12 protein-coding genes are annotated in these 12665 nt (G+C 39.0%); 7 read left to right on the forward strand and 5 right to left on the reverse strand.

Features of this window, described 5'->3' with window-relative positions:
* Nucleotides 1-98 precede the first annotated feature (98 nt).
* Complete coding sequence (locus Q0Z55_RS08910; protein WP_297427244.1) at nucleotides 99-653, reverse strand: peptidylprolyl isomerase; 555 nt, start codon at nucleotides 651-653, stop codon at nucleotides 99-101.
* Nucleotides 654-746: 93 nt separating this feature from the next.
* Between Q0Z55_RS08910 and Q0Z55_RS08915 the strand changes: the two genes are divergently transcribed.
* From Q0Z55_RS08915 to Q0Z55_RS08940, 6 genes are all read left to right on the forward strand, one after another.
* Nucleotides 747-1439: an acetoacetate decarboxylase family protein gene (locus Q0Z55_RS08915; RefSeq protein ID WP_297427247.1), complete on the forward strand. Its 693-nt coding sequence runs from the start codon at nucleotides 747-749 to the stop codon at nucleotides 1437-1439.
* 417 nt (nucleotides 1440-1856) lie between these two features.
* Nucleotides 1857-2369 (forward strand): hypothetical protein, encoded by a 513-nt coding sequence (locus tag Q0Z55_RS08920; RefSeq protein ID WP_297427250.1) that lies wholly within the window; start codon nucleotides 1857-1859, stop codon nucleotides 2367-2369.
* Between the two features lie 528 nt (nucleotides 2370-2897).
* Entirely contained in the window at nucleotides 2898-3446 is a 549-nt protein-coding gene (grpE, locus tag Q0Z55_RS08925) for a nucleotide exchange factor GrpE (RefSeq protein WP_297427252.1), read from the forward strand.
* A gap of 119 nt (nucleotides 3447-3565) precedes the next feature.
* On the forward strand, nucleotides 3566-5503 hold the full coding sequence (gene dnaK / locus Q0Z55_RS08930; protein ID WP_297427255.1) for a molecular chaperone DnaK: 1938 nt from the start codon (nucleotides 3566-3568) through the stop codon (nucleotides 5501-5503).
* Nucleotides 5504-5596: 93 nt separating this feature from the next.
* Nucleotides 5597-6511: a matrixin family metalloprotease gene (locus tag Q0Z55_RS08935; protein WP_297427259.1), complete on the forward strand. Its 915-nt coding sequence runs from the start codon at nucleotides 5597-5599 to the stop codon at nucleotides 6509-6511.
* Between the two features lie 112 nt (nucleotides 6512-6623).
* On the forward strand, nucleotides 6624-6989 hold the full coding sequence (locus tag Q0Z55_RS08940) for a hypothetical protein (RefSeq protein ID WP_297427262.1): 366 nt from the start codon (nucleotides 6624-6626) through the stop codon (nucleotides 6987-6989).
* 51 nt (nucleotides 6990-7040) lie between these two features.
* Here the strand turns inward: Q0Z55_RS08940 and Q0Z55_RS08945 are convergent, their stop codons facing one another.
* The 4 genes from Q0Z55_RS08945 to Q0Z55_RS08960 form a co-directional block, all read right to left on the reverse strand.
* Nucleotides 7041-8321 (reverse strand): lytic murein transglycosylase, encoded by a 1281-nt coding sequence (locus tag Q0Z55_RS08945; RefSeq protein WP_297427265.1) that lies wholly within the window; start codon nucleotides 8319-8321, stop codon nucleotides 7041-7043.
* A 476-nt stretch (nucleotides 8322-8797) separates the two neighbouring features.
* A complete protein-coding gene (locus Q0Z55_RS08950) occupies nucleotides 8798-9919 on the reverse strand; it encodes a 5-(carboxyamino)imidazole ribonucleotide synthase (protein WP_297427268.1) in 1122 nt (373 codons plus the stop codon).
* Nucleotides 9920-9935: 16 nt separating this feature from the next.
* Nucleotides 9936-10448 (reverse strand): 5-(carboxyamino)imidazole ribonucleotide mutase, encoded by a 513-nt coding sequence (gene purE / locus Q0Z55_RS08955; protein WP_297427270.1) that lies wholly within the window; start codon nucleotides 10446-10448, stop codon nucleotides 9936-9938.
* Nucleotides 10449-10634: 186 nt separating this feature from the next.
* A complete protein-coding gene (locus tag Q0Z55_RS08960) occupies nucleotides 10635-10976 on the reverse strand; it encodes a DMT family protein (RefSeq protein ID WP_297427273.1) in 342 nt (113 codons plus the stop codon).
* Nucleotides 10977-11171: 195 nt separating this feature from the next.
* On the opposite strand from Q0Z55_RS08960, the gene mpl reads away from it, so the two are divergent.
* Nucleotides 11172-12536: a UDP-N-acetylmuramate:L-alanyl-gamma-D-glutamyl-meso-diaminopimelate ligase gene (gene mpl, locus Q0Z55_RS08965; RefSeq protein ID WP_297427275.1), complete on the forward strand. Its 1365-nt coding sequence runs from the start codon at nucleotides 11172-11174 to the stop codon at nucleotides 12534-12536.
* Nucleotides 12537-12665 lie beyond the last annotated feature (129 nt).

Raw genomic sequence — 12665 nt, forward strand, 5'->3', positions numbered from 1 at the left:
TATTTTACAACTGAGTATTTTTTGTGCAAAAAATTACCTTTCGCACAAAATCAGCTCAGATATACGTAATAAATCGTAATCTAGCTTTAAAAGGTTATTCATTGCTTAGTTTTAACGCTGATAATTTTGATAGGTTGCTTAGGCACATCAGTATATGCGCCATAACGGTGCGTTGGAACCTTGGCAATTTGATCTACAATCTCCATACCTTTCACCACCTGACCAAATACCGCATAGCCTGCATTTCGTTGGCTTTTATTCAAAAACTCATTGTCCACCAAATTAATAAAAAATTGGCTTTTCGCTGAGTTTGGATCATTGGTACGTGCCATCGCTAATGTACCACGTATATTTTTCAAACCATTATTTGATTCATTTGAAATACTTTTAGTCGTTGGCTTTTCTTTCATATCAACAGTCAGGCCACCACCTTGCACCATAAAGCCAGGAATCACACGATGAAAAATAGTGCCCTTATAAAAATTACTCTTCACATAACTTTCAAAGTTTTTTGTGGAGATTGGTGCTTGATCATTAAACAGTTCAATTTCAATCGTTCCTAAACTGGTCTTCATTTCAAGCAGGGTGTTGGCTGCAAAAGTTGTCATGCTGGTCAGCATAAGTGTCGATATCGCTAAGCTCTTTTTTAACATTTATTTACTAATCCTCATCATTACTGGCTTAATTTATGGATTCCAATACTTCACTATAAACAAAATTGTCGTATTCGTGAAAAGGATATTCTTATGAAACAGCGACCCAACCTTCACAGTGTTTACTGTTATCCGCCTTGGCAATGTCACGGTCAAGCTTATATTTTAAATTATTGGGCCAGTCCACAGTTATTAGAACAGTCCAAAGCCTATAATTTACGACCTTCACGTGCAGGTCATATGCTACATGTGATTTTAATTCGTTATACGCAAACACCTATTGGGGCCTATGACGCGCTCTTTATTGTTGATCATCCCGTTAGAAAAAAACAACGCTACTCAACGATTGCTAAGATCTTTGTCTCAAACGAAGCCTCTATGTTACACGGGCAAAATTTATGGGGCTTACCTAAACAATTAGCTAAATTTACTTGGACAGAAACCAATACAGCCACCTATTGCCAAGTAGAGGTGAACGGAAAAAATATGACGATTCAATTAAATCGTCATAAAAATAGTCCAGAGTTTTATATTAATAGTCATCAATTGCCACATCATATTTTAAATGTGCAACAACATTGGCAATCTCAGGACTATACCTTTACCCCACAATTTCGAGGTAAGCTACATAAATTAAAATCAGTACAGTGGCATGACAGCGAGGAAGTATTTCCAGATTTTAACCAAGCACGTTATATCAATAGCTTTTATATGTCGGAAGTACAGCTTTTGCTACCTGAAGCCAAAATTGAAGTTAAAACTCCTGTTTCACGTGAAACAACTTAATCTAGGTTAAAAATTCCCGGCTTTATAAACCAAGCTATTTGACATAAAAAATAGTTTCTTATCTAAGTTGTGAAGCATTTATATGTTGTTGCTTCATGTGTTAATAATTGGTAGCAGTATTTGAAAAACATGACTGTGGCCACTATGAGAAAGGCTCAAGCTTTTTATAAAAATAAAATTTAATGAGTCAGGCTTTAAATCATCCTAAATTTAAATTCCAAATGCGTGACTTCTCATAAAAAATCTAAAGTAGAGCATTGGTTATTAAAATCATGTTGCCAAAATCTTCATAATTTCTACATGATCAAGCATATTGAGCACCATATCCTTATATAAATGATGCAATTGCTAACAGAGTCAATGAAAAAAATGCCTTATGCTTAATACTCATTAATTTGTAATATAAGGATGAACCACATGGCTAGAAAACTTTTGCTTGTGTCACTTGCCACAACCTTTTTAGCTGTAGGCTGTGTGGCACTCCCTGATGATGGCTACTACGATGGACGTTATGATCGTGGTTACGATCGAAACTATGACCGCAGTTACGATACTCAACAGCGCCAACGTTTAGAGCTTGAGCGTCGCCGTTTGGCTGAACAAAATCGTAACCGTCAGCTACAACTTGACCGAGAAAAAACCCAGTTGGAGCGTCAACGCCTACAACAACGTGAGCGTCAGCAGTTAGAACAGAAACGTCGTGAACAGCAGTTACAACAGCGACAACGCCAAGATCTAGATCGTAAGCGTCGTGAGCAAGTTGAACAGCAAAAACGTCAGCGTGAACAACAAGCCCTGCAAAAGCGTCAGGCAGAGCAAAAACGTCAAAAGGATCTACAACAACGCCAACGTAATCAGGATCATCGCCGTAGCAACGAAGATAAAGTGCAAAAAGCACGCGAGTATTTTGAGCAGCAACGTCACCGCTAAGTTAAATTTAAGTAAAAAAAAAGGCTTATCCAATGATTGGATAAGCCTTAAAAACACATCTGAAAATATCGAAAAAGAAACTACAGCCCTAGAATCTGAATAAATAATATCCAAATTAAACACTTATTAGAAATACTTAATTTATCAAATGTTGATTGCTTTTTTGTCTAAATAATAAACAATAATTAAAAATAACTAATACTATCAATTAAATAAAATCAATTTTGTATCTTGGATTAATACAGTTTAGTTGTTAAATCAGGTATGACGCCACTTTAAAATACTCAGTTTTCACCCGTTTTAAAATTAATTGAGCTTTAATTTTGAGCCTGCAGCTATAAAAAACATCATCAATTAAAGATTATTTTGGCATTTTGCTTAAGTTACGCTTGAATTTTTAGCCCCTGCCCCGATTTCTATAAACAATCATGAAATTTATCAAACTCATGGCAGTTCAGAGTTAACAGAGTTAGAGCTGATGCCAAAGGACTGTACATGTTTAAGAACCCATTTAAACGGAGTAAATCAATGGCGACTGAGCAAAACCAACAAGCTCAAGATCTTGAGCAAGAGCAAACAGAAAACAATACAGCTCAAACTCAGACAGAATCTGAGCAGGCTGAAGTTACCGTTGAATCTTTACAAGCACAAATTGATCAACTTGAAGGCGATCTAAAGCTTGAAAAAGCACGTACTGCAAATGCAGTATATGAAGCACAAAAAAGTGTTGAGCGTATTCAACGTGAATCTGAAAAGCATAAAGATGCTGTACTAGAAAAATTTGCCAAAGAATTGCTCGATACTGTAGATAACCTAGAACGTGCTATTGCTGCGGTAGGTGAAGAAAAAACACCTCTTTCTGAAGGTGTTGAATTAACGCTTAAAGGTCTACTGAATACTTTAGAGAAATTTGGTGTTGTGGTTGTTGATACAGCAAGTGGTTTTAATGCAGATTTACATCAAGCAGTAGGTATTGATCCAAATGCCAAAGCCAATGAAATTGGTACAGTACTGCAAAAAGGCTACAGCCTAAAAGGTCGTTTATTACGTCCTGCAATGGTTATGGTTGGCGCTTAAAGTTAAAAAATTCGAGAGCTTATAAATTTTTTTAATCATTTTACTTGAAAAAAAATGATTGGCTCTCATATCGAATAGCAAGTGAAACATCACAATAGAATTTTTGAGGAAACATCCAAATGGCTAAAATCATTGGTATTGATTTAGGTACAACAAACTCTTGCGTCGCAGTACTTGAAGGCGACACAGTTAAAGTAATCGAAAACGCTGAAGGCGCGCGCACAACTCCATCGATTATTGCGTATAAAGATGGCGAGATTCTTGTGGGTCAATCTGCTAAGCGTCAAGCAGTAACCAATCCAAAAAATACATTGTTCGCGATCAAGCGTTTAATTGGTCGTAAGTACCAAGACCAAGCAGTTCAAAAAGACATCGGTCTTGTACCTTACAAAATCATCAAAGCAGACAATGGTGATGCTTGGGTTGATGTAAACGATAAAAAATTAGCGCCACAACAAATCTCTGCTGAAATCTTGAAAAAGATGAAGAAAACAGCTGAAGATTACCTAGGCGAAACAGTGACTGAAGCGGTAATTACCGTTCCTGCTTACTTCAATGATGCACAACGTCAAGCAACGAAAGATGCAGGTAAAATTGCAGGCTTAGAAGTTAAACGTATCATTAACGAACCTACAGCTGCGGCTTTAGCGTTTGGTATGGACAAAAAAGAAGGCGACCGCAAAATCGCAGTTTACGATTTAGGTGGTGGTACTTTTGACGTATCAATCATTGAAATTGCTGACCTTGATGGCGACCAACAAATCGAAGTGTTATCTACCAACGGTGATACATTCTTAGGTGGTGAAGACTTTGACAACGCGTTAATTGAATTCTTAGTAGAAGAATTCAAGAAAGAGCAAAGCGTAAACTTAAAACAAGATCCGCTTGCACTACAACGTTTAAAAGAAGCTGCTGAGAAAGCGAAGATCGAACTTTCTTCTTCGAATGCAACTGAAATTAACCTTCCATACATCACAGCTGATGCGACTGGTCCTAAACACTTAGTGATCAACGTAACACGTGCCAAATTAGAAGGCTTGGTTGCTGATTTAGTTGAACGTACGATTGAGCCATGTAAGATTGCACTGAAAGATGCTGGTCTTTCAACTTCAGATATCTCTGATGTGATTTTGGTTGGTGGTCAATCTCGTATGCCACTTGTACAACAAAAAGTACAAGAATTCTTTGGTCGCGAGCCACGTAAAGACGTAAACCCTGACGAAGCTGTAGCGATGGGTGCTGGTATTCAAGGTGCGGTACTTTCAGGTGACAAAACTGACGTACTACTTCTTGATGTAACTCCACTTACGCTTGGTATTGAAACCATGGGTGGCGTGTTAACAGCGATCATTGAGAAAAATACGACGATTCCTGCGAAGAAATCTCAAGTGTTCTCAACAGCTGCTGACAACCAACCTGCTGTAGACATTTCGGTTTACCAAGGTGAACGTAAAATGGCGCAGCAAAACAAACTGTTAGGTAACTTCCAATTAGGTGACATTCCACCTGCGCCACGCGGTGTGCCACAAATTGAAGTGTCTTTTGACATCAATGCTGATGGTATCTTAAAAGTATCTGCAAAAGACAAGAGCACAGGTAAAGAGCAATCAATTCAGATTAAAGCAAACTCAGGTTTATCTGATGCTGAAATCGAAGCAATGATTAAAGATGCTGAAGCGAATGCTGAAGAAGACCGTAAATTTGAAGAGCTTGCAAAAGCACGTAATGAAGCAGATGCTTTAGTTGCTTCTTCACAAAAAGCGGTGAAAGACCTTGGCGAACAAGTAACAGCTGATGAAAAAACTGCAGTTGAAACCGCAGTTTCTGAACTTGAAGCTTCTACAAAAGAAAATGATGTAGAAGAGATCAAGGCGAAAACTGAAGCGTTGCAAAACATCATCATGCCGATTACTCAACGTGCCTATGAAGCAGCTCAAGGCCAAGGTGGCGCGCAAGGCTTTGATCCAAATGCATTCGGTGGCGATGCAGGTCAACAAAAAGCAGATGACGGCGTTGTAGATGCTGAATTCAAAGAAGTAAAAGACGACAAAAAATAATTTGTCTGATTAGAAAAAACCGCGCGCAAGCGCGGTTTTTTTTATTTAATGTTGAATATTTTCAGCTAAAGTAACTAAAAAAGAGTATCTATTGTGCTGCGGATTGTTGTTTTACTTGGACTGATGGTTTTTGCTTTAGGCTTGTTTTACCAAAATTTCAATTATCCACACTTAAGATTTGTTCCAATCACTGAGCGTTTGCTTGCACCATTTGATCTACACATTCGTTACCGGATTGGAGAGCTTGATCCACGCTTTGGACTGAGTCACGCTGAGGTAAAACAACTGGCTCTAGAAGCTACTCAAATTTGGCAACAAGCGGATAAAAATATTTTCGTTTATGATCCTGATGCACGCTTAGTTATTGATTTTATTTATGATCAGCGTCAAATACATACTCAAACTCGGCTACAGCAACATGCAGACATTGAACAGCAACAACAATTGTGGCAACAACGCCATCAGCAACTGCAAACCATGCGACAACAGCTGAGTCAACTAGAACAACAACTTAAACAAAAACAGGATGTACTTAATCAAGCCACAACTTATTATAACCAGCAGGTGCAAGCGATTAATCAACAAGGTGGTGCCTCGCCTGAGCAACGTCATGTCTTGGAACAGCAGCGTCTTTATCTGAGTCAGCAACGACAATTATTTAACCAAGATATTGCCATTCATAGCAGTAAAATTGAAACACTCAACCAAGAAGTGAATCGACTTAATACTTTAAATCAGCAGCTTTCTCAGCAAATTTCAGCTTTTAATCGACAATTTGTAGGCAAGCAATTTGATAAAGGCATTTTCAATGGCAAGCAAATTATTATTTATGAGTTTAGCTCTATCGAAGATTTACGTTTAACCTTGGCACACGAATTTGGCCATGCACTCGGACTTGGCCATCATGATGATCCTTATGGCTTAATGTATCCAATTTTACAAAAGCAAACGCTGGATAATTTTCAGCTCAGTAATGCTGACTTTGCTTTACTAGAATCTAAATTTTAACTATGCAAATTCCTTATTTTTTTTAGGCGTATTTTTTATAATCTAAAACAAATTCAAGCATTTCATGTTATTGTGATGTTTCAATGAGAACAATATATCTTTGGAGCGTCTTGTGAGTTACTACCATATTCTGATTGAAGCCAATGACCATATCAGCACTGTTGAAGAAACTCGCGATATTGAAATCTTCGATATTGTTGAAATCGGCCCATATTTGCACGCCATTTTATTGCCTTACTTGAATGAGCAAATTTTAGAACTTGAAGATGATAATATTGAGTTTAAAGATGTATTGCATTTACAAGTGAAGCAAACCTTGTTGCCAATTAAGGATTTGATTGAAGAAGAACAACGCCAACTCCCAAGCGATACTGATATCACCATGAGCGCTTATGAGATTTTTAATAATCGTAATTTAAGTCAAGATGTGACTACAATTATCTTTGATTTGCTTGACGCTGTTAAATTGACTGATTAAGCCTATATCAAAAAAGGTCTGTAAAAACAGACCTTTTTTTATGTCTCAAAATTAACGCATTACAGCGCGTGCATGATCTTGACGCAAAGCCTGTAAGATCTTCTGCCCTGCTCGACCTGTTTGCGCTAAACCTAAACGTGCTTGCTCAAGCATAATCGCTTTACGGGTTTTATCGCCTATCAAACCATCTGCTGCACCAATATCGTAACCGCGTGCCAACAACATAGTTTGAATTTCACGACGCTCTAGACGTGACGTTCCAGCATCATCAGTTGGCCATGCTTGTGTAAAGCCATTTCCACCTTTGATTCGATCAGATAAATGTGCAATGGCTAAGGCATAGCTTTCGGCAGCATTATAGGCATAAATGGCATCAAAGTTTTTAAACACCAAGAAAACAGGACCGTTAGCACCAGCAGGTGCCATTAAGCCAGCTTGGGACATCGTGGTTAAATTACCTTGCAGTAAAGATGTACCATCAGCACGCACGACACCACGGTCTAGCCAATGTTGTAGAGATTTTTTATTGCGACGCCCTTCATTGCTTATTGACATACCCACAGGTACTTTGACTTCAAAGCCCCATGGCTGCCCTGTTTGCCAACCACGTTTTTTTAAGAAATTGGCTGTAGAAGCTAAAGCATCGGTAGTACTTGAAACTAAATTACGACGACCATCGCCATCAAAATCCACCGCGAGTTCTTCATAAGTGCTTGGCATAAATTGGGTATGTCCAAATGCGCCCGCCCACGAACCTTTTAGTTGCTCATAACTGACATCACCACGTTGTAAAATTCGCATGGCTGCAAAAAACTCACCACGGAAATAACTTTGACGACGTCCCTCACAGCTTAATGTACCCAAAGCTTGCAATAATGGATAACGACCTGAAATATCACCATAGTTACTTTCGACACCCCACACAGCCACCACCACATTTGCTGGTACACCGTAAGCAGCTTCTACACGATTAAGCACAGCCTGATGCTGATTGAGTTTTTGCTGCCCTAATTGCACACGCTCGTCATCCACCAAACCTGATAAGTAATCCCAAATTGGAGTAGAAAACTCAGGCTGATAATTCAGGCGTTCAATTACTGAATAATCGGGGGTCAAATTTTGCCGATAACGATCATACGTTACAGCATGTACGCCTTTAGCAATGGCTTGGCTACGTAAATTATTTAAACAACTTTGAAAATTATTATTTGGATTATAATTTGCCACTGTCGGCGCTGGCGTAACTGAAACAGGCTTGCCATTGATGAGCAAATCAGCTTGAGCCGTCATTGCCAAAGTGACTGCGCCTAAAAGCAAAGCGATGCGCTGCATAAGTTCCCTTTTTTAAATTTAAATTTTATTTACCTTAGCATTTTGATTCAAAAATTAAAGCCATATTGGGTAAATTTAAATTCATTTCAACTATTTAAATTCAAAACCTAATCAAGCACCAAATAAAAAACGAAGTTTTAAATTTAAAAATCAAAAAATAAATCAATATTTTGATTTTTAAGGAATATTTTTTAAATTTATATCATGTAATTTAAATTTGAAGTACCCCTTTTAAAGGGTTTTCTGTTGATAAGTCTATGGATGATTGCGTGGATAAGTATAAAAAATCTGCTTTATAGATATATTTTTTTGTTTTAAATTTAAAAAAATGGTTTAAGTCACTAATAAAAAAATTCTGCGAGAAAAATATAAAACCAAACTGTGTGCCTATCCAAGGATAGCGCATTCTGCATGAGTTTTTTGCATAAAAAAAGCGATCCTCTTAAGAATCACTTTTTTCTTGGACATTGAGCAGCTTAGATGTTCATATCTTCGCTTAATGCTAATGGGTTTGGTAAGATTTTCGCAAGTTGACGGCATAAGGTCGTCAATTGTGCTGTATCGTTTGGCATTAAAGTAATATGACCAATTTTACGACCTTCACATTCTGACTTATTATAAAGATGCAAATGCGCACCTTCTAATGCCAATACATCTTCAGACTTTGGATGCTGACCAATGATATTGACCATCACGGTTGGGCGTACAATCGCAGTAGAACCTAGTGGTAAGCCTGCAACTGCACGGATATGGTTTTCAAATTGTGAACATACCGCACCTTCAATCGACCAATGCCCTGAATTGTGCACACGCGGCGCCATTTCATTGGCATATAGGCCTTTGTCAGTCACAAACAATTCTAAAGTTAATACACCGACGTAATTTAAATGATTTAACAAACGCGTGATGTAATCTTCAGCTACAGGCTGTAAATCGGTGCTGTTTGGCGCAGGCACGATCGAATGCGACAAAATACCATGGTGATGATGATTTTCAGCCAATGGCCAAGTTTTTACTTCACCATTTTGACCACGCACGGCAATAATTGACACTTCACGTGAGAACGTCACAAAACTTTCTGCAATCAGTTCACCCGCAGGGCCTAATTCTGCCCATGCTTGTTCAATTTGATCTGCACTGCGTAATACAAATTGCCCTTTACCATCGTAACCGCCACGTGAAGTTTTCAGTACGATTGGTAAGCCTAAAGTTGCAACTGCAGTATGCAATTCTTCTAAAGAAGTAACCGCTTTATAAGGTGCTACAGGAATTTCGAGTTCATCAAACAAGGCTTTTTCAGATAAGCGATGTTGTGCAATGGCGAGTGCCTGACGTGGTGGATGCAAATCTTTTTGTGCAATTAATGCATCAACATCAGCAAGCGGTGTGTTTTCAAACTCAAGGCTAAATACGTCAGCACTTTGAATAAAGTTTTGTAAACCGTTTGCAGCTTGGGTTGAATACACTTGACCGAGTGCCGCAGATGGACAATCTGTACTTGCTTCAAAAAAGGTACATTTAAGATTAAGTGGCAATGCAGCTTGTGCCATCATGCGACCGAGCTGTCCACCACCAAAAATACCAATGGTTTTGTTCATTAGAGACTGCCCCGTTTTATGCCTGACCCGGAATATTTTTACTCGCGACTTTTTCAGTTTGCGCTGCACGGAAATCTGCTACATTTTTAGCGATATCAGCACGAGTTAAGCCAAGAATTTGCGCTGCCATAATTGCCGCATTGGTTGCACCTGCAGGACCAATTGCCAATGTACCCACTGCAATACCTGCTGGCATTTGTACGATAGATAGCAATGAATCCACACCGTTTAAGATGGATGATTTCACAGGAACACCTAATACAGGTAAATCAGTTTTAGCGGCACACATACCTGGTAAATGTGCTGCGCCACCTGCGCCTGCAATGATCACTTGAATACCACGATCACGCGCTTGTTCTGCATATTCAAATAGACGGTCTGGGGTACGGTGTGCAGAAACAACTTCGGCTTCGAAAGGTACACCAAGCTGCTTAAGCATATTGGCAGTGTGTTCTAAAGTTGCCCAATCTGATTGAGAACCCATGATAATTCCAACTAAAGGAGCATCTTGTGTAGCAGCCGCATTCATTGCAAATATTCCAACTGAAGTAAGGAAAAGACAGATCTTGGATCGGTATCCAAGCTCTTATGAATCAATGTGCATTATAGCCTTAAAATGCCAATGACCAAAATTTAACGCCTAAAGCAAGCGCGGATTTTTAATATTTTTTCCTTAAACTTAGATTTTTTATTAAGAATTAATTTTAGATAAAAATTATTGGCCACGAAACACAAAATAAACGCAGCCGCATAAACACAATGCCGCCCATAGATAATCCAACTTAAACGGTTGCTTAAATAAAAAAATCATAAAAGGCACAAAGACCAATAAAGTTACCACTTCTTGAGTAATTTTCATTTCACCCACTGCCCAACCTTGCTGTGCAAGTAACTTCGTGGCTGGAATCATTAAACTATATTCAAACAGCGCAATCATCCAACTCAATAAAATCGCCTGCCACATGGGCGCATCTTGTGGTAAAAATTTTAAATGGCCATACCAAGCCAAAGTCATAAAACAGTTGGCAATAATTAATAACATTAAAGGCAGTAACATGAGTTTTTCTAGCTGGTCAAGAAAGCCTGTAGTGTAATTTTTTTTATTCAGATACTAAATGACTAGCGCGATTTTTTTCATTTTAGCACAACAAGAAAAACTATCTTTTCATCATCAGCCTTGCTATGGTTTGAGACATTCTATTATTCCAACACAGCACTAAGCTTGTGTATAAAACGCACTGGAGTTAAGCGTATGCATCTGCATATTTTGGGTATTTGCGGCACTTTTATGGGCTCGTTGGCACTACTTGCACGCGACCTTGGGCACACGGTGACTGGCTCGGATCAAAATGTTTATCCACCAATGTCGACCCAACTTGAAAATGCAGGCATCACCTTAATGCAAGGCTACGACCGCAGTCATTTACAACCGCATCCTGATTTAGTGATTGTGGGCAATGCCATGAAACGCGGCATTGATGCAATTGAATATATGCTTAATGCAGGTTTACCGTATATTTCAGGGCCACAATTTTTAGCCGACCATGTGCTACAAGGCAAACATGTCTTAGGCGTGGCAGGCACACATGGTAAGACGACTACCACCACGATGCTCGCTTGGGTACTGGATCAAGCAGGTTTAGAACCCGGCTTTTTAATTGGTGGTGTACCGCTTGGTTTTTCACAAAGCGCACGTTTAGGGGCGGGTAAATATTTTTGTGTAGAAGCCGATGAATATGATTCCGCTTTTTTTGATAAGCGTTCTAAGTTCGTGCATTACCATCCTAAAACGGCCATTTTAAATAACTTAGAATTTGACCATGCCGATATCTTTGATGATCTAGCGGCCATTCAAAAACAATTCTATCATTTAGTGCGTACCATTCCATCTGAAGGTCGCATTATTGCTCCCATTACCGAAACTAATATTGATGAAGTCCTCGAGATGGGTTGTTGGACACCTGTAGTCCGTACCTCTTTAGATGCTAACCCAAAATCTCAATTGTATGCTGAACAATTAGCAGCAGATGGTTCACACTTTAAAGTGATACAACACGGCGTTATTAAAGGTGAAGTAAAGTGGAATATGACAGGGCAGCACAGTGTTGCCAATGCCTTAGCGACCATTGCTGCAGCTGAACATGTCGGTGTATCAATTGAAGTGGCGTGTGAAGCCTTATCTAATTTTGGTGGTGTAAAACGCCGTATGGAATTACTGGGCACTGTACGCGGCATTGAAGTCTATGATGACTTTGCCCATCATCCAACAGCGATTGACACAACGCTTGAGGGTGCACGCAAACGTTTAGGCGAACGTAAACTTTGGGCGATTATTGAACCGCGCTCCAACACCATGCGTATGGGCAGTCATAAAGATGGCTTGGCACATTCAGCCCGCCTTGCTGATGAAGTGATCTGGTATCAACCTGAAGGTTTAGATTGGGATTTACAACCGGTGATTAATGCTGCGACTAATCAAGCACAAATTGCTCGCTCATTAGACGACATTATTAACAAAATTAGCCAAGAAGCAGGCGAGGGCGACGCCGTGGTGATTATGTCGAATGGCGGTTTTGGGGGCTTACATCAAAAACTTATCACAGCGTTAAAGGCTTAAAACTAAAATGATTGAACAGCCCGCCACTGCGGGCTTTTTTTTATGTATGAAAATTGCTGAATTTAGACAGAATGTCACTTTTATTTGTTAGTCTAAAGTCTGTCTATAAAATATACAAAAAGGATAATC

This window comes from uncultured Acinetobacter sp. (genome assembly GCF_947626835.1).
Lineage (GTDB): Bacteria > Pseudomonadota > Gammaproteobacteria > Pseudomonadales > Moraxellaceae > Acinetobacter.